This is a genomic window from Priestia sp. YIM B13491, from assembly GCF_042787605.1.
GTDB classification, from domain to species: domain Bacteria; phylum Bacillota; class Bacilli; order Bacillales; family Bacillaceae_H; genus Priestia; species Priestia megaterium_E.
On the sequence record NZ_JBHZOR010000024.1, the window covers coordinates 1 to 18,819 of the forward strand.

An 18,819-nucleotide genomic window follows, 5' to 3' on the forward strand; every position below is an offset into this window, starting at 1 on the left:
TGTTTGACTTGCTCAATTTAAAAAATAAAAATTAACGTTGACGTTTGTCGCTTTGTTCAGTTTTCAAAGTTCAACCGTTGCTCTGAAGCAACTTTATTAGTATAACATTCTATCATTTTGATGTCAACATCTTTTTTTAAGATGTTTCTCTCAACTGCGCTGTTCATCAGCGACATTTAATAATTTACCATATATAATATATAGAGTCAATCGTTTTTCTAAAAAACTTTATAAATAAAAAAGTTAATGAAGTAAACCTTCAATATAATGATTGAATACTCTCTATTACAATATTAATCTAGCCGCTATACAGTTTTCTTATCTTACCATAAAAAAAAAGCCCAGTCATTAAACTGAGCTTTTTTATTTAAACTATTCTGCTAAGAATGCAAAATAGAGTATGAAGATGATACAGAGAGCATACATAATTGGATGAACTTCTTTTCCACGCTTGCTGCATAACATTGTAATAGGATAAAAGATAAAACCAACCGCAATACCTGTTGCAATACTGTATGTTAGTGGCATCATAATTACCGTGAAAAATGCGGGAACTGCTACTTCGAACTCTTTCCAATTAATTTCTCCTAAATTTGACACCATCAGAGCTCCTACCGTAATTAAAGCTGGCGCAGTAACAGCTGGTGTTACGATCGCTAACAATGGAGAAAAGAACAATGCAACTAAGAAAAACGCCGCCGTTACGATTGCAGTAAATCCTGAACGTCCGCCCGCTGCTACTCCAGCCGTAGACTCTACATAAGCTGTTGTTGATGAGGTACCAAGAACAGCACCAACTACAATCGCACTAGAATCTGCCAATAACGCTCTGCCCGCTCGCGGAAGTTTATTATCTTTCATAAGCCCTGCTTGACTCGCTACAGCAACCATCGTACCTGCTGTATCGAAGAAATCAACAAATAAGAAAGTTAAAATGACGACTAGCATCTTTACAGTAAAGATATCACCGATATTTTGAAAAGCTGCCCCAAACGTCGGATCAAGACTAGGAACTGATGAAACAACTGCTTTAGGTGTATCAATTAAACCAAAAGCCATACCTGCTACAGCCGTTACAATCATACCGATAAATACAGCTGCATTTACTCGAAGCACCATTAATACAATAGTAATTACAATGCCAAAAACCGCAAGTAACGTTGTTGGGTTAGTTAAATCACCCAGTCCAACAAATGTAGCATCATCTTTGACGATGATTCCGGCACCTTTCATACCAATAAAACTAATAAATAAGCCAATACCTGCTCCAACAGCCATTTTTAATTCAATAGGAATAGAATTAATAATTTTTTCTCGCAGGCTTGTTAATGTTAAAAGAATAAAAATAACACCTGATATCATAACACCCGTTAAAGCCGTCTGCCATGGAATTCCCATTGTCAGAACAACTGTATAAGCAAAAAATGCGTTTAATCCCATACCTGGAGCTAATGAAATTGGATACCTACCAAGGACTCCCATAACAATTGATCCCAAAGCTGCCGCTAAAGCAGTAGCTGTAAATACAGCCCCTTGGTCCATTCTCATACTGTCAGGCAGATCCTTTACATCACTTAGTGATAGCACAGATGGATTAACAAATAAAATGTAAGCCATAGATAGAAAAGTTGTAAGGCCAGCTATAAACTCTTTTCGATAGCTAGTACCCAGCTCTTCAAAACGAAAATACTTCTTCACGTTTTTTCCTCCCTTTATAGAAGCCGCATGCACTTGGCAAGCCATAAAAAATGCCTCTACACTAGGCGCGTAAAGGCATAAGATCGACTAAAAGAGAAATGTATGAGCCAAAAAAACAAAAGATTTTTACACATACATGTATTACTTTCTCGTAGTCAAGCCATTTACGGTAGCTCGGTAGAAACTTTTGGGCCTTATCCCCAAGATTATACGACATTAAAGCTATATCTCGCTGTTTTATGTTACTATCCTACCATTAACTTTTTAAAAAAGTCAACAAAAAACGAACATTCTTATAAAAGAATGTTCGTTTGTTCGGTTTTCTTACATATTATTCCCATTCAATTGTTGCAGGTGGCTTACTTGTAATATCATACACTACGCGGTTAATATGCTTAACTTCGTTTACAATACGCGTTGAGATAACTTCAAGCACATCCCAAGGAATACGCGCCCAGTCAGAAGTCATACCATCAATCGATGTAACAGCACGAATACCGATTGTGTAATCATACGTACGAGCATCTCCCATTACGCCTACACTGCGGATGTCAGGAAGAACCGTAAAGTATTGCCAGATATCGCGCTCTAAGTCAGCTTTTGCAATCTCTTCACGTAAAATAGCATCCGACTCACGTACAATTTCTAACTTCTCTTCCGTAATTGCACCAAGTACACGAATACCTAGACCTGGTCCTGGGAAAGGTTGACGCCAAACGATGTTATCAGGGATACCTAATTCAGAACCTAATGCACGTACTTCATCTTTGAATAGCGTGTTTAACGGTTCGATTAGTTTGAACTGCATATCTTCCGGTAATCCACCTACGTTGTGGTGAGATTTGATCGTTTGAGCTGTAGCTGTCCCACTCTCGATAATATCTGTGTATAGCGTACCTTGAGCTAGGAAATCAAACCCTTTTAATTTAGCAGCTTCGTCATCGAATACATAAATAAATTCATTACCGATGATTTTACGCTTTTGTTCAGGATCTGATACGCCGTTTAATTTTTCTAAGAAGCGATCTTTTGCATCAATTTTAATTACGTTCATATTAAAGCCTTCGCTAAATGTTTCCATTACGCTTTCCGCTTCACCTTTACGTAATAAACCGTGATCTACGAACATACATGTTAACTGATCACCAATTGCTTTGTGAATTAATACAGCTACTACTGAAGAGTCTACTCCGCCGCTAAGTGCGCAAAGTACTTTTTTATCTCCAACTGTTTCACGGATTTTATCCATTTCAACTTCAATGAAGTTCTCAATTGACCAGTTTGCTTCAGCATGACATACTTCAAACACGAAGTTCTTTAAGATATGGTTACCGTGCACTGAATGGCGAACTTCTGGATGGAACTGCACTCCGTACATATTCTTTTCTTTGTTACTCATTGCGGCAATTGGACAAGATGGGCTAGTTGCGTCCACTTCAAAACCAGCTGGTGTTTCTACAACTAAATCACCGTGACTCATCCAAACAACTTGTTCTTTTGGCAACTCATGGTACATTAATGAATCGTTTTGTACGTTAATCGCTGCTTTACCATATTCACGATGGCTAGCACCTTCTACCTTCCCGCCAAAATGATGAGTCATTAATTGCATTCCATAACAAATACCTAAAACAGGAATACCTAATTCAAAAATGTTTTCATCGCAGTGAAATGCGTTTTCACCGTACACACTGTTTGGGCCTCCAGAGAAAATAATTCCCTTTGGATTTAATGCTTTAATCTCTTCTGCTGTAATTGTGTGCGGATGCAATTCACTATATACTCCGAACTCGCGAATGCGACGCGTAATCAGTTGGTTATATTGACTACCAAAATCTAATACAACAATCATGCCTTCCATCTTGTTCACCTCTCCGAATGTGTAAATAATCACTTGTTATTATGCCCTAAAATATAAAAAAAACTAGACTTCTCCCTCAAAAAACAAAGGCAGAAGTCTAGTTGAGCACGACGTTCATTGTCAAATAGACTGTTCTGCCTTCATAGTCAGATCGTTTAAGGTGACCCGGTAGAGACTCTCGAACCATATTATCGAGGATATATGAAGGTATACGAAACATTTATAGTAAGTTCGAGAATATTCTATCAATCCGCGAAACAATGGTCAAGAACTCGTTTTTTTGATTAAATTTTCCCACAATTCAATCGACTCTTTCCATTCTTTTATGGAATCTGCATTTCGATACAAAACCCGCTCGTATTTTTCCGTTAATTGTAGCATATTTACCGTATTTAATTTTTCGTCTACTTCTCTTGCAAAGTCGCGCAGCGTCTGACTTTCTTGCCGCTTTAGTCCATTTGCAGCGAGTCTTTTAAGTAAAAAAGCATACGCTGATTCAAAGGCTTCCACACTCTCTTTCTTTTTATAAAAAGAGATATAAAAAGGTAAAAACCATTTAAATCGATTGAGATATATTACTATCAACATAACTACAATCAGTCCGCAAAAAAGCACTTTCCACTTCATAGACAACTTAGCATTTTGAAGAGAAGCTGTTTTTTCTTTCGCTCTTTCTTCTTGTGCCGGAAGCTCTTTTTCCTTAGGCTGCTCCTTCACTTGCGTTTCTTGTTTCTCTTCTTCCCTTTGACTATTTTCACTAGAGTCGTTAGGTTGGCTATCTACAAAATCATAAGGATTAGAAAAACTTTTTGTTGGTTCAAAAGGTACCCAACCCGCTCTTGGAAAATAGACTTCGACCCAAGAATGAGCATTATTTTGTGTGATTTCATAGGTTGTCCACTTACTACTTCCTGAAATGACGGTGGCATCACCTTCTGTATAGCCCTTTACCCACCGAGCAGGAATATCTAATGAACGAAGCAGCACAACCATAGAAGTAGAGAAATTATCACAGTACCCTCTTTTTGTATCAAATAAAAATTGATCCACATAATCTTTATTTTTCGTAGGAATTGGAACATTTTCAGTATCATATACATATGGATTTGATCGGAAGTATTCTTCAACGGCTTTCGCTTTTTCATAACGATTGTTCTTATTTTTTGTTACCTCACGAGCTAAATCCTTTACTCGTTTCGGCAAGTTAGCAGGAAGTTGTGTATACCTTGCTATAAATTCGTTATTATTCTCTAAACTCTCTGCCTTTTTTTCCTCTGCTTGCTGAAGAAGTCCAATATCAAATACAGGATATTTATACGTCATCTCATACGATTGAACAGTAACAAGCTTGTCATTTTGATAAGGATATAATTTTTCATTTGTCGGTGTAACATCGGTTTGAATGCCATTTTTTAAGGTTAGCGACAGCAGTTGAGGAACATGCATAAGATGAACAGAAGGCTGCGAATAGGTAACTTCTGCTTTTCTTACTTGTCCTACTACACTTGAGTCATATTGAGGGAGTAAGTTTTCATTTCCTTTAAAGGGCACTTTTTCTTCCTCTTTAGACAGCTCCCACCCCTTACCTGTATAAACATCCTTCGTTTCAATACGCCAATAGTGCTCATCCTCTACTTTGGCTGTAAACACAACCGTATCATCATTGACAAACGATCCCCCCAATTTAGAATCGTCCATATCATAGCCAATTCGTTGACCGCTTGCAGATTCTCCCTGTCCTTGATTTGTTGTATGCGCTGTGATAAAAGGTACGGGATCTGGCCACTGCGGCCCTGGTTTAGGAGCGAGATAAGCCAGCACAATGACGATAGCTAAAAAGCTGCCTAGAAAAAGAAACGATCGTTTTCTATTTTCTAAACGCTCAGTGCCCGCAGCTTTTATGCGTTCAGGATTTATGCGAAGCATGGCTACTAATAAAAATCCGATAATCGTCACACGAATAATAGCAGCTCTCGCATCGTAAGTAGAAAATGTATCCAACACGGTAATATACAAAATGGTTAAGAAGAAAAAGAAGAAAATTCTTTTTTGATAAAAGATCCAATATCGAATTAAATAAGCCATAATCCAAAGCAGCACAAAAAATAAAGTGCTCCTCATTTCAAATGATAAATTCGCTATATCCCACTCCATGATACTTTGTGCATCTGACTGAAGAATCTCCAAAAGTCTCGGAAGCCAGTCTGAAGAAAAGAAAGCTCCTTGGAAATAGAGATTGTGAAGCGAAAACAAAATAAACAATATACTCCCTAACGTCATCACAATAAACGGCAATCGAAACGTTAAACACAAAAAACAGTAAGCAACAAACAAGATAAAGTACTGAATTTGATTGGTATCCGTCACTTCATTTAAAGGAAGAAGCCATTCCACTAATAAAAAGAATGCTCCCGCGTACAATAAGATGTTTTTTACATACAAAGCTGATTTATTCACTTATTTCCGCCCTCACTTCCTTTAGATGATAGAGGAAGAAGAATATTAACGACTTCAATCGTTAAAGCAGAAGATTGTATGCCATTAACAATAACCGTCTCTTCGTCACTAAGCCCTGCTCCTTCATCTTTAACGACAATTATTGATGCCTTAGCATGCAGACTCAGCTTAGATTGAACCTGCCCAATGAGAGTTCCTGTAACTTGACTGACAATGACCATAAAAGAATGCTGCTTTTGAATGGCAATACCCTTAAATTCTGTTTCGAACGCTCGGTTGTTAATAGGCTGTGCACGCGCTAAGTGATACAACAGGTTATCAGTCTCACTTTGTTCAGAGGCTTTTGGTGAAAAAAGTGCATCTCCAGCTAAAAGAAAATCGATTTTTTTACGCTTGGTTTCTTCATGAATGAGCATGGATGCCAGAAAGCTCATTCGTTCTTCAAAGTATAGAGAGCTTATAACATCTGCAATGATAATCATACTCCGTTCATGATAATGACCGAACTCTTTAGAAATCAACGTAGCTTTACGAGCCGTCGCCTTCCAATCGATAGATCCTAATCGGTCACCCGGCTGGTATTCTCTAATGCCTGTCACTAACGTAGTAGATGGATTTCCAGCGGAAACTTCATTTTTTCCTTCTTCTATTCCCGCTAAAAGAAACGGGATATCTATCTCATGGATTTGAGGATACACGATAAACCGCTGCTGCAGCGGATAATAGGCCTTCTTTTTTACAATTCCTAATAAATCACTCAATTCAATCGAAATCGTAAAAAATTCATATTCTCCTCTTTCTACAAACGATCTTTCATACGGAATAACAGCGTTTCGTTGAAAAAGCGGATAAATTGTTCTTTCTTCTTGATTTAAAAGGTTACTCTCCTCTTTCACTGCTGCCATATAAACAGGAAAACCCGAGGAGCGTGTAATATGAATGTCATACGAAAGATGATCTCCAGCGAATCGAGGCTGTAGCTTCACATCACGAGTAACATTCCACTTCTTTAACGGATAAAGCAAAACGGCTGCCGCATATAATCCAAAAGGTAAGAAGCTATAAAATAAAAACCAGCTGACAAAGCCCCCTTGAAACATCGCGTAAGAAAACGTAGCAGCAAAGATGCAGAATAAAACGAACCAGTCTCTACATTTATTCCATATCACTTTTATATACTGTTTCATAAAGTACCTCTTACCTTTTAACAGGTACTTTCGTATCAGCCATAATTTGCTTCATCACATCACCCGCTGTTAAGCCGCTGTACTGGGTATCAGATCTTAGCGTTAATCGATGTGCACACACATACGAAGCAAGCTCTTGAACATCATCAGGAAGACAGTAATCTCTTCCCTTCACTAAAGCATATGCTTGAACGGCCTTCATAAATGAAACCGTCCCACGAGGACTGATACCTAACGAAACATGTGGATGAGAGCGCGTTTTGCGAATAATTTCGATGATATAGTGCTTGATCGCATCATCTACATAAATACTGCTTACAGTTTTTTGAGCCTGTACTAATTCTGGAATACTCATGACGGGTTTGACATCCTCAAGATTAACTTGAGTCGATACGCCGTTTAAAATTTGAAGCTCCTCTTCCTGCGTAGGATACCCCATGCTTAATTTGAATAAAAATCGATCCAGCTGCGCTTCCGGCAAATGATAGGTCCCATCAAAATCAACAGGATTTTGAGTAGCCATCACAAAAAAAGGCGCTGGAATTTCCCGGGTGATACCATCGGTTGTTACATGATGCTCAGCCATTGCTTCTAAAAGCGCCGATTGTGTTTTAGGAGAAGTCCTGTTAATCTCATCAGCGAGCACAATATGGCTCATGATAGGACCTGGACGAAAATGAAATTCCATGTCTTTTGGACTGTAAATAGAAACACCTGTTACATCGGACGGTAGCAAATCGGGCGTGAATTGAATTCGTTTAAATTCTGCATCAATCGATTTGGCCAGTGCCTTCACGAGCATCGTTTTCCCCACACCCGGCACATCTTCAAGCAAAATATGCCCCTCTGCAAGCAAAGCAACCAAACTCAACGTAGATACATGACGCTTTCCAATCACAATTTGATCGATGTTTTCTAATACTTGATTTAATTTATTATTAATATGATCCAGCTGAATCAATAAAGCTCCCCCTTAAAACTCAGTTAAGCCTTGAGTTTAGTATGTTTTTCAATAAACATAGTACTATCTTAACAAATTTTTAAAAAATCTGAAAATATTAACGCACGCAAAAAAGCGACCAAGTACTCACTTGGTCGCTTTTTTAGTTAGGGCAGTGATTACATCATGCCGCCCATTCCACCCATGCCGCCCATGTCAGGCATTGCAGGTGCTCCGCCTTCTTCTGGCTTGTCAGCAACAACTGCTTCAGTTGTTAAGAACATAGCCGCTACAGAAGAAGCATTTTGAAGAGCTGAACGCGTTACTTTTGTTGGGTCAACGATACCAGTGTCTAGCATATTTACCCACTCGCCAGTTGCAGCGTTAAATCCAGTTCCAACTGCTTCGCCTTTTAGACGCTCAACGATTACTGATCCTTCTAAACCAGCGTTGTGAGCGATTTGACGTACAGGCTCTTCGATCGCACGTAATACGATGTTGATACCTGTAGCAGTGTCACCGTCAGCTTCGATGCTTGCTACTTTATTATAGATATTTACTAATGCAGTACCACCACCAGCTACGATACCTTCTTCAACCGCAGCACGCGTAGAGTTTAATGCATCTTCAATACGTAATTTACGTTCTTTTAACTCAGTTTCAGTTGCCGCACCCACTTTAATTACAGCTACGCCACCAGCAAGTTTTGCTAAGCGCTCTTGTAATTTTTCACGGTCAAACTCTGAAGTTGTTTCTTCAAGCTGAGCTTTGATTTGGTTTACGCGCGCTAGGATATCTTCTGCGTTTCCTGCACCGTTTACAACTGTTGTATTTTCTTTTGTTACAACAATTTTAGAAGCGCGACCTAATTGATCGATGCCTGCTGTTTTTAAGTCAAGACCAAGCTCTTCAGTGATTACTTCTCCGCCTGTTAAGATTGCAACATCTTGTAGCATTGCTTTACGACGATCACCGAAACCAGGAGCTTTAACAGCTACAGCTGTAAATGTACCGCGAAGTTTGTTCACAACTAATGTTGCTAAAGCTTCGCCTTCTACGTCTTCAGCGATGATTAATAGAGGCTTGCCTTGTTGAACAACTTGCTCTAATACCGGTAAGATTTCTTGAATGTTACCGATTTTTTTGTCTGTGATTAAGATGTATGGATCATCTAATACAGCTTCCATTTTATCTGAATCAGTTACCATGTAAGGAGATGCATATCCACGGTCAAACTGCATACCTTCTACCACTTCTAATTCAGTTGTGAAACCTTTTGATTCTTCAAGTGTGATAACACCGTCGTTACCAACGCGCTCCATTGCTTCAGCAATTAATTGACCTACTTCTTCGTCAGCTGCTGAGATAGCCGCTACTTGAGCAATTGAATCTTTACCTTGAATTGGTTTAGAGATTGCTTTTAGTTCTTCAACCGCTACAGCTACTGCTTTTTCCATACCTTTACGGATACCCATTGGGTTAGCACCAGCCGTTACGTTTTTAAGACCTTCTCTGATCATTGCTTGCGCTAAAACTGTTGCAGTAGTTGTACCGTCACCAGCAACGTCGTTTGTTTTGCTAGCAACTTCGGCTACTAATTTAGCACCCATATTTTCAAATGCGTCTTCTAATTCGATTTCTTTTGCAATTGTTACACCGTCATTTGTAATAAGCGGTGAACCGAATTTCTTTTCTAATACAACGTTACGACCTTTTGGTCCAAGCGTTACTTTTACAGCATTTGCTAATGTATCTACACCACGTAGCATTGCGCGACGTGCTTCTTCGCTAAATTTAATGTCTTTTGCCATGTTCTTTGACCTCCTCAAGATGTTCTTAATAATCTATTTTTTACGTATGATAAGTTTGTGGTTAAAATTAGCCGATTACAGCTAAAATATCGCTTTCGCGTAAAATTAAGTATTCAGTACCTTCGTATTTCACTTCAGTACCCGCATATTTTGAGAAGATGATACGATCGCCCGCAGCTACTTCTAAAGCTACACGCTCACCGCTTTCTAATACTCGGCCTGTACCAACAGCAACAATTTTACCCTCTTGTGGCTTTTCTTTTGCACTGTCCGGTAACACGATACCGCTTGCTGTTTTTTCCTCAGATTTTACAAGTTCAATCACTACGCGATCACCTAATGGCTTTAACAAGTGAAACAACCTCCTCAAATAATATGTTTGCATTTTTATTAGCACTCAACCTCAACGAGTGCTAACACAATTATTATATTAAAACAAAGTGGGTTTTTTTTGCAAGTATTAAACAAAAAAAATTTAAAATTTACGAAAACTACATATAATAGTCTTAGATTTCGACGATTTTGAGAAATAAAGCATTCTTTTCTCTGTTCAATAATATGTATGTTACAATACGAGCAAGAAGAAATTACTAACTTTACAGTACTTCTTCGACATATATACATAAAAACCTTTTAAAGGAGTATAGAAGATTGGAAAAACGTTATTGGTATGTTATCCTCACCTACATCCTTATGCAGTTTTCAGGAGTTGTTGGTATACCGCTGTTAAAATTAACAGGAATGTTTGAGCAATATCCAGTTCGAACAGCGAATGTCATGCTTTTGACTTATTGGACCATCATCAGCTTTATCCTTGGTTTACTTATTGTCTTACTGCTGCTGCGCCGTGACATGTCCATGCGTATAGAACATGCCGGATCAACGGTAACTGTGGTCTGGTCAGTCCTTGGGGTGTTCCTGGCTATGGCTGGTCAAGCTGTAGCAGGTATGATTGAGCACGCTCTTGGCATTACCCAAGTATCTGAAAACACACAAAATATTGTTAATCTTGTTAAAGCAACGCCGTTCCTCATTGTCGTTACGTCTGTTATTGGACCAATTCTAGAAGAGATTATTTTTCGAAAGATTATTTTCGGTTCTCTTCACAAACGATATAATTTCTTTATCTCTGCATTTATTAGTTCCCTTATTTTCGCTGCCGTACACTGGGATTTTAAACATTTGCTCGTGTATACAGCCATGGGATTTGTATTTGCATTCCTTTATGCAAGAACAAGACTAATTATTGTACCCATTATTGCTCACGTGTTGATGAATACAATCGTTATTTTATCTCAAACTATTTTTGCAGATAAAATTATAGAAATGCAAAAGCAAGCAGAACAAATGCAGTTTATTTTTGGAGGCATGTTTTTATGAAGAATATCCCTTTAACACGAGGGTTTATTTATATTATTATGGGGATTTTATTCACCTACCTGGCTATTCAAAATGCTCAGGAAACCGTGTGGAACTTCCCTACGATCTTATTTGCACTCGTAGCCGCATTCGATTTCAGATTTGCGGTTCGCATTTTTATCTTGCACTATAAAATTAAAAAGTTGCAGCAGCACTATAAAAATCAAGATGATTCATCTAAATAAAAAAACCACTGTTTCAGTGGTTTTTTTACATACTAACATCTTCTCTTTCTTGCTCTGCCCTTGCCTTTAACACTTTGCGATACGAAATGCGGGAAATAATGATGCTGATTTCATACAAAATTAAGAGCGGCACTGTCACCATCATGTGCGAGAGCAATTCCGGTGGTGTAATAAGTGCGGCAATAACTAGCAGTACGAAATAGGCATACTTTCGAATTTGAGATAAAAACATAGGCGTGATAATTCCTAATCGCGTCAAAAACATGACGACAACAGGAAGCTGAAACAACAGCCCAAAAGGCAGTGTAAGCTGCATTAAAAAAGAAAAGTATTCATTAATGCCAATCACTTGGTTTACATTCAGCTCATCAGAAACGCGCGTCATAAAATCGACGACAAATGGAAACAACACAAAATAAGAAAAAGAGACACCGCCGATAAAGAGAAAAATGGAAACAGGAATATATCCAAGCGTTACCTTACGCTCTTTTTCATATAAACCAGGACTAATAAATGCCCAAAGTTGATACAGTGCAACAGGAGCTGCAAGTACACAGCCGATAATAACAGCAAACTGCATATAAATCTTAACTGGATCTGTTAGCCTAAATGCATTCATCGTTAAATTTTTTGCCTCATCAGCATGCTGTAAATAGACAATGACCTTATCCGCTATAAAAAAACCGCCAATTGTGGCAATGACAAAGAAAAATAAAACAATTAAAATGCGTTTTCGCAGCTCTCCTATATGATCATATATTGACATTTCTTGTTCGGTCATACTATGATCACCCTTTTACTCTTTGTCATCTACTTGACGCTGTTTATCTTTTTCACGATCTTCTGAGGCACCGCTAGCGGCATGCTTAAACTCTCTAAGCGTTTGCCCAACTGATCTTCCTAGCTCCGGTAACCGTTTCGGTCCAAAAATAAGCAGTGCTACAATCGCAATAATAATCCAACTGCCTGCTCCAATCCCCATATTCCCACTCTCCTTATTAATTTAGACTTAAGGAAATCGTAACACAGTCCATCTTATTCAACAGGATAATTTTTCAAAAAGTAGACAAGCGACTGTAATTCTACAGCCAGATCAATATGATGCAGTCGAATCTCATCCGGTACGTTTAAGCGTGCAGGAGTGAAGTTTAGAATCCCTTTAATTCCGCAATTCACTAAACGATCGGTAATTTGCTGAGCCACAGTGGCAGGAACGGTTAAAATCGCCACTGAGATGTCATCACTCATATAATCTTCCAATTGGTCAAGGTGATAAACCGGCACGTCGCCTACTTTTGTACCGACTTTATCTTCTATCACATCAAAAGCGCACTCAATTTTGGTGTTATTATTTTTAATAAAATTATAATTTAAAAAGGCCGTTCCCAGATTCCCTACGCCAATAAGTGCTACTTTCGTTACTTCATCTTGGTCTAACGTTTTACGGAAAAATGTAAGTAAATAATTCACATTGTAGCCGTATCCCTTTTTCCCTAATGCTCCAAAGTAAGAAAAATCCCGGCGAATAGTAGCAGAATCAACTTTCACTGCCTCACTTAACTCCGCTGACGAAACACGCTGTTTACCAGAAGCATGCAAGTTTTTTAAAAAACGATAATAAAGCGGCAATCGTTTAGCCGTTGCTTGTGGTATTTTTAATTGTTCAGTGTTCACGTTGTACCCCCTCAGTTCATGTATGTCATTACTAACATTTTCAAGTCATATTGCATTACCTTTCACAAAGCATCAACCGCTTTGAGGTAGCGCTTCCAATTCTCTCTCTTTTCTCTTGTTTTATATATACTCCGCTTCGCACCCCGACGGCTTTTGTCTATCCAGCACTACTTAAAGTCGGTAGCTAGAACGAAGTAATTAGCTCTTCAAAGGATCCGTTTGTTAGTCATGACGGGTTTTCTACATCCATCATATATAAGTTCAGAGATGCACTTATCTCTTATTTTAACATAGTATCCTGTATAAAATGTGCAGGTAAAATCATTTTATTTCATGAATCAAAACATTCGCTTCATCATTTGTCCTTGTCTCTCTACAAATTACAAACGCTTGTAGGAAGAACTTGTAGTTGAAAATATGTTAAAATACACTATGGATATACTACTAGAGGTGAAAAAATGATTATTCTACAATTGAACGGTATTACAAAATACTATGGGGCAGAACCCATTTTATCGAATATAAAGTTAGAAGTACAATCAAAAGACCGCATTGCCCTAGTGGGACGAAACGGTGCTGGTAAATCAACTTTATTAAAAATTATTGCTGAGCAGCTTTCTTATGACAGCGGAGAAATTATTAAACCTAAAGGTGTTTCCATTGATTATATGGGACAAGATACAGTTCTTGAGTCAACACTCTCCATATGGGAAGAAATGATGACGGTCTTTGCTCCGTTAAAGAAGATGGAAAAAGAATTACGTACGCTTGAAACGAAGATGGGCGATCCAGACATTTTTAATGATTCAGTTCAATACGAAAAACTAACCAAAGAGTACGATCAGCTTCAAGTAACGTTCAAAGATTTAGGCGGCTATCAATATGAAGCGGATACACGATCTATTCTTCATGGTTTCCGTTTCTCAAACTTTGACTATAGCACCCCTATTTCCTCCTTGAGCGGTGGACAAAAAACGCGCTTGGCTCTTGCAAAACTGCTTTTAACAAAGCCAGACTTGCTTATTCTGGATGAGCCTACCAACCACTTAGATATTGAAACTTTAGCATGGCTGGAACAGTTTCTGCAAGGGTATGAAGGAGCTATTTTAATTGTTTCACACGATCGTTACTTCCTTGATAAGGTCGTAAATCAAGTGTATGAAGTCACACAAAAAACAACGGTCAAGTACACGGGCAACTACTCTAAATACCTTGTACAAAAAGCAGAGCGATATGAAAAAGAGTTGCGTCAGTACGAAAAACAGCAAGATGAAGTCGCAAAACTAAATGATTTTATTCAGCGAAACATCGCCCGCGCATCGACTACAAAACGTGCGCAAAGCAGACGTAAGCAGCTCGATCGAATGGAGTTAATAAATCGACCTAACGACGGCGAAAAATCGGCTAGTTTTTCGTTTGAAATTGAGCGTCAAAGCGGAAATGAAGTCTTAAATCTCGAAAACGTGTCTATCGGATATGATGAAAACAAATACGTCGTCCAAGACGCAAACCTTCGGATTAAAAAAGGTGAAAGCCTTGCGTTGGTTGGCCCTAATGGAGTTGGGAAATCTACGTTATTAAAAGGTATTGTGGATAAACTAAGCTTCAAGACTGGAACCATTTCTTTTGGCTCAAACGTAATGGTTGGTTATTACGACCAAGAGCAAGCTAATTTAACGTCTAATAAAACCGTTTTAAATGAGCTTTGGGATGACTACCCATCCAAACCTGAAAAAGAAATTCGTACAGCGCTTGGAAATTTTCTGTTTTCAGGTGATGATGTACTGAAAATCGTTTCGACGCTTAGCGGTGGTGAAAAAGCACGTTTGGCTCTTGCGAAGCTTATGCTTCAAAAAGCTAATTTCTTAATTTTAGATGAACCTACTAACCATCTTGATTTAGATAGTAAACAAGTACTCGAGAATGCGTTAATTGATTACCCAGGGACTCTATTATTTGTTTCACATGACCGTTATTTTATTAATCGTATTGCAAACAAAATAGCAGAGCTATCTCCTGAAGGGGTAGAAGAATTTCTTGGAGATTATGACTATTATGTAGAAAAGAAAGCAGAAATAGAGGAAATCAAAGAATTAGAAAATATAAAAGCAAACGAAGAACGCACGGTAAAAGTAGATAAACAGTCCTATAAACAAGATAAAGAACAAAAGAAATTGATGAGGCAGCGAACGCGCCGCATTGAAGAAATTGAAACTGAAGTAAACAAATTAGAAGCCGCACAAGCGGAGAATGAAGAACTTCTTTGTGACCCTGAAATTTATCAAAACCACGAAGAAGTATCAAGATTAAACGGTGAAAACGAAAAAATTGCTTCACAGTTATCCACATTAATGGAAGAGTGGGAAGAATTACAGCTTCTTCTAGAAGAATAGTCTATATTTTTTCGTATTTATTCATCCTATTTACTTGTTCGTGCGCTTTAGAACAAGCTTTATCCACTCTGTGAATAAATAGTGGATATCTGTCTGATTTTCATAATTAAAACTTGTTGATAACAGGTCCGTGTACTGAGTGCACGGACTTTTCCACATAATTATCCACAGTTAATTCTAAATTTATTGAATATTGTTGATAAATTATTTTTATCCACAAAAAAAGACGAATGAGAACTAAATCTCATTCGTCTCTTACTCTTCCAAGTCTAAACCGGGGTTTGCGTTTAATGACATATCTGAGCGTTTTCCTTGAGCAAATCGTACACTTGCTGCTGCTCCAATCATTGCAGCATTATCCGTGCATAGAGATAGCGGCGGGATAATAAGTGCAATGTTTGATAATGGTGCAAATGCCTCTTCTAGCGCTGCTCTAAGTCCTTTATTAGCAGCAACTCCTCCTGCTACTAACACTTGCTTAACGTTATATTCCTTTGCAGCTTTAACGGTTTTAGTTACTAACACATCAATAACACTCGCTTGAAAGCTAGCAGCAAGCGTTTGTGGAAGAATTTCTTCACCTTTTTGCTTCGCGTTGTGGACAGTGTTAATAACTGCTGATTTTAACCCACTGAAACTAAAATCATAGGATCCTTCTTCTAGCCAAGCACGCGGTAAATCAATTAATGGCTCTCCTTCATGTGCAAGGCGGTCAATATGTGGTCCGCCTGGATATGGAAGGTTTAACGTGCGGGCTACTTTATCGTAGGCTTCTCCTGCTGCATCATCTCTCGTTTCACCAATCACTTTAAACTGACCGTGACTTTCCATGTATACAAGCTCCGTATGCCCTCCAGATACAACTAACGATAAAAGCGGGAATTCTAATTTTTTGATTAGCTGGTTTGCATAAATATGTCCTGCAATATGATGAACACCAATTAATGGCTTTTGATGTGCAAATGCTAGCGCTTTGGCTGCATTTACGCCAATAAGAAGTGCTCCCACAAGCCCTGGTCCTTCCGTTACAGCTATTGCATCAATATCTGCAAACGTCAAGTTCGCTTGATTTAAAGTTTCTTCAACTACCACCGTAATTTGTTCCACATGATGACGAGATGCAATCTCAGGTACGACACCGCCAAATCGTTTATGACTTTCTATTTGAGAGGCCACCACATTGGCTACAATTTCATGACCGTTTCGAATCACGGCTGCTGCTGTCTCATCACAGCTTGTTTCTAATGCTAAAATTAATTGATTTTCACTCATAAATTCACCCACATAACTAATGCATCCTCATTGTTATCAGAATAATAATTCTTACGAATACCTCCAGGTTTAAAACCTAGCTTTTGATACAATGATTGTGCAATATGATTAGATACCCTAACTTCTAATGTCATTGACGTAGCACCTAGTTTTCGAAGCACGTCCATCACGTTGCGCAGCAGCAATTCACCGAGTCCCTTACCTCGGTAGTCTGGCAATAGCGCAATGTTAGTTACATGTGCTTCGTCAATAACAATCCACGTTCCGCAATACCCAATAATATTTTCTCCTTCTTCCATCACAATGTAAGTTGAAAATTGATTATTGGTTAACTCATTTTGAAACGCTTCTGAACTCCAAGGTGTCGTAAAAGACTTCTCTTCAATTTTCACTACTTGATCAACATCTTTAACTTCCATTAAACGAAACTTAATTGTTAGTTTCATGTTTATACCTTCTTTTATCCTTTTTGCTGTGAAGCAAGCCAGTTGGCTTCGGCTTCAGCTAAACGAATGTAGTTCGGAACAAACGTATGCACAGACTGCGGCTCTTTCTTCATTCCTAAGAAAGCCAATTCACTAGGTCTTGGATTAAACTGCTGAACATGGGCAAATACAGCTTGTTCACCCAGCACTTCTTTTAACGCCTCTTCATGCATAGGAAGATCATTGCCTATGAATAAAATAGGTTTGTTGTATGACTTTAAATGTTCCGCCCAGTCTTTATTAATAACAAGTCGATCACTTTCAACTTCTACAAGACCTCGCTCGTTATTCCATTCATATAGTCCTGTATAAAGCTGTTGACGGCGCGCATCAAATAACGGAGCGATATATCCATCAAAATAGCGACCGTTTGCTGCTAGTGCCTCAAGGCTAGATACACCTATTAAAGGAATATTTAAAGTCCAAGCAAGTGTCTTGGCAATGGTAACTCCAATGCGTACACCTGTATAAGATCCTGGCCCGTGTGCTACTACAATACGGTCTAGCTCGCTTGGCGCAATATCACAATCCTTTAACAAAGATTCCACAGCGTTCATCACACGAACGGAGTGATTCTTTTTTAGATTCGTAATAATTTCTCCAATTACTTTGTTTTCTTCAACGACAGCAACACCCATGACAAAATTGGATGTATCAATGGCTAACATTTTCATCTTTTAAAAAGCTCCTTACATATTTCAACGTACCGACTGCCTATCGCCTTTACAAGGATTTTACGAGTCGTTTCGTTTTCATGGTAAATATTGATTTGAATATATTCATTAGGAAGCTGCTCTTCAATCAGATGAGCCCACTCCACGACCGTCACGCCATCTCCTTCAAAATACTCATCGAACCCTAGGTCTTCAAATTCATCCCCTAGACGGTACACATCCATATGATAAAGAGGAAGGCGACCGCTTTTGTATTCTTTAATGATCGTAAATGTCGGGCTATTCACATTGCGTTCAATTCCTAATCCTTTAGCTAAACTTTTTGTGAATGTTGTCTTTCCAGCTCCCAAATCGCCTTCAAGCAGCAGCACGTCACCAGCTTCTAATAAAGTTGCTAGACGAGCAGCCAGCTGATTAGTTTCATCAGGAGACGTAGACATAAACGTAAATTCGTTAATCTCTGTCATTCATTCAGAACCTCATTTCAATCTGTATATATATATTGTAAACGTTGTGGACTATACATATCCAGTAAGAAATCCAACAATCTTTAACATCGCAATTCTATAAAGAAATTTCTTTGTATATAAAAAATTCCTTAGGATTGCTCCTAAGGACGGTAAAGTTTTATATAAAAATGGTTCAAACAATAAAAAAGACGAAACACATTGTTTCGTTTCTAAAACATGGCGGTCCCGACGGGAATCGAACCCGCGATCTCCTGCGTGACAGGCAGGCATGTTAACCGCTACACCACGGGACC

At 38.5% G+C, this 18,819-nt stretch carries 17 protein-coding genes, 1 tRNA gene and 2 riboswitches; of the genes, 3 read left to right on the plus strand and 15 right to left on the minus strand.

All coding sequences use genetic code 11. From position 1 onward, the window contains the following. Positions 1-372: 372 nt before the first annotated feature. The 7 genes from ACFX4E_RS27760 to groES all read right to left on the minus strand — a co-directional run bounded on the left by ACFX4E_RS27760 (position 373) and on the right by groES (position 10,306). Complete coding sequence (locus tag ACFX4E_RS27760; RefSeq protein WP_377239104.1) at positions 373-1,698, minus strand: NCS2 family permease; 1,326 nt, start codon at positions 1,696-1,698, stop codon at positions 373-375. Positions 1,699-1,830: 132 nt separating this feature from the next. Further along, a riboswitch (purine riboswitch) is annotated at positions 1,831-1,932 on the minus strand. 97 nt (positions 1,933-2,029) lie between these two features. After that, complete coding sequence (gene guaA / locus ACFX4E_RS27765) at positions 2,030-3,559, minus strand: glutamine-hydrolyzing GMP synthase (protein ID WP_098334571.1); 1,530 nt, start codon at positions 3,557-3,559, stop codon at positions 2,030-2,032. 123 nt (positions 3,560-3,682) lie between these two features. Further along, positions 3,683-3,784: riboswitch (purine riboswitch) on the minus strand. A gap of 39 nt (positions 3,785-3,823) precedes the next feature. Further along, complete coding sequence (locus ACFX4E_RS27770; RefSeq protein WP_377239103.1) at positions 3,824-6,016, minus strand: transglutaminase TgpA family protein; 2,193 nt, start codon at positions 6,014-6,016, stop codon at positions 3,824-3,826. Next, positions 6,013-7,203, minus strand: coding sequence for a DUF58 domain-containing protein (locus ACFX4E_RS27775; protein WP_377239102.1), 1,191 nt, complete (start codon positions 7,201-7,203; stop codon positions 6,013-6,015). The genes ACFX4E_RS27770 and ACFX4E_RS27775 overlap by 4 nt, the downstream gene beginning before the upstream one ends. A gap of 10 nt (positions 7,204-7,213) precedes the next feature. After that, positions 7,214-8,164 carry an AAA family ATPase gene (locus ACFX4E_RS27780; protein WP_028410372.1) on the minus strand — a complete coding sequence of 317 codons (951 nt, stop codon included), beginning with the start codon at positions 8,162-8,164 and terminating at the stop codon, positions 7,214-7,216. A 158-nt stretch (positions 8,165-8,322) separates the two neighbouring features. After that, positions 8,323-9,954, minus strand: a complete 1,632-nt coding sequence (gene groL, locus ACFX4E_RS27785) for a chaperonin GroEL (RefSeq protein ID WP_028412700.1) — start codon at positions 9,952-9,954, stop codon at positions 8,323-8,325. 67 nt (positions 9,955-10,021) lie between these two features. After that, positions 10,022-10,306: a co-chaperone GroES gene (groES, locus tag ACFX4E_RS27790; protein ID WP_013055026.1), complete on the minus strand. Its 285-nt coding sequence runs from the start codon at positions 10,304-10,306 to the stop codon at positions 10,022-10,024. Positions 10,307-10,605: 299 nt separating this feature from the next. Between groES and ACFX4E_RS27795 the strand changes: the two genes are divergently transcribed. After that, positions 10,606-11,334, plus strand: coding sequence for a CPBP family intramembrane glutamic endopeptidase (locus tag ACFX4E_RS27795; protein WP_098333002.1), 729 nt, complete (start codon positions 10,606-10,608; stop codon positions 11,332-11,334). Beyond that, the gene (locus ACFX4E_RS27800) at positions 11,331-11,558 is read left to right on the plus strand and encodes a YdiK family protein (RefSeq protein WP_028410375.1); all 228 of its coding nucleotides are present in this window, start codon (positions 11,331-11,333) and stop codon (positions 11,556-11,558) included. The genes ACFX4E_RS27795 and ACFX4E_RS27800 overlap by 4 nt, the downstream gene beginning before the upstream one ends. 25 nt (positions 11,559-11,583) lie before the next feature. On the opposite strand, the gene tatC is transcribed toward ACFX4E_RS27800, so the two are convergent. Genes tatC through ACFX4E_RS27815 form a run of 3 tightly spaced genes read right to left on the minus strand, consistent with a single transcriptional unit; the run spans position 11,584 to position 13,232 of the window. Next, positions 11,584-12,339, minus strand: a complete 756-nt coding sequence (gene tatC / locus ACFX4E_RS27805; protein ID WP_013055023.1) for a twin-arginine translocase subunit TatC — start codon at positions 12,337-12,339, stop codon at positions 11,584-11,586. 15 nt (positions 12,340-12,354) lie between these two features. Next, positions 12,355-12,540, minus strand: coding sequence for a twin-arginine translocase TatA/TatE family subunit (gene tatA, locus ACFX4E_RS27810; RefSeq protein WP_013055022.1), 186 nt, complete (start codon positions 12,538-12,540; stop codon positions 12,355-12,357). 53 nt (positions 12,541-12,593) lie between these two features. Further along, positions 12,594-13,232, minus strand: coding sequence for a redox-sensing transcriptional repressor Rex (locus ACFX4E_RS27815; protein WP_013055021.1), 639 nt, complete (start codon positions 13,230-13,232; stop codon positions 12,594-12,596). Positions 13,233-13,690: 458 nt separating this feature from the next. On the opposite strand from ACFX4E_RS27815, the gene abc-f reads away from it, so the two are divergent. Further along, positions 13,691-15,625, plus strand: a complete 1,935-nt coding sequence (gene abc-f / locus ACFX4E_RS27820; RefSeq protein WP_098250201.1) for a ribosomal protection-like ABC-F family protein — start codon at positions 13,691-13,693, stop codon at positions 15,623-15,625. 255 nt (positions 15,626-15,880) lie between these two features. On the opposite strand, the gene tsaD is transcribed toward abc-f, so the two are convergent. From tsaD to ACFX4E_RS27845, 5 genes are all read right to left on the minus strand, one after another. Then, on the minus strand, positions 15,881-16,897 hold the full coding sequence (tsaD, locus tag ACFX4E_RS27825) for a tRNA (adenosine(37)-N6)-threonylcarbamoyltransferase complex transferase subunit TsaD (RefSeq protein ID WP_074684293.1): 1,017 nt from the start codon (positions 16,895-16,897) through the stop codon (positions 15,881-15,883). Next, the gene (gene rimI / locus ACFX4E_RS27830) at positions 16,894-17,343 is read right to left on the minus strand and encodes a ribosomal protein S18-alanine N-acetyltransferase (protein WP_028410379.1); all 450 of its coding nucleotides are present in this window, start codon (positions 17,341-17,343) and stop codon (positions 16,894-16,896) included. Before rimI ends, tsaD begins: the two co-directional genes overlap by 4 nt. A gap of 14 nt (positions 17,344-17,357) precedes the next feature. After that, positions 17,358-18,056: a tRNA (adenosine(37)-N6)-threonylcarbamoyltransferase complex dimerization subunit type 1 TsaB gene (gene tsaB, locus ACFX4E_RS27835; protein ID WP_050691692.1), complete on the minus strand. Its 699-nt coding sequence runs from the start codon at positions 18,054-18,056 to the stop codon at positions 17,358-17,360. Continuing rightward, complete coding sequence (gene tsaE / locus ACFX4E_RS27840) at positions 18,053-18,523, minus strand: tRNA (adenosine(37)-N6)-threonylcarbamoyltransferase complex ATPase subunit type 1 TsaE (protein ID WP_013081426.1); 471 nt, start codon at positions 18,521-18,523, stop codon at positions 18,053-18,055. Before tsaE ends, tsaB begins: the two co-directional genes overlap by 4 nt. Before the next feature lie 220 nt (positions 18,524-18,743). Beyond that, positions 18,744-18,819, minus strand: a tRNA-Asp gene (locus tag ACFX4E_RS27845).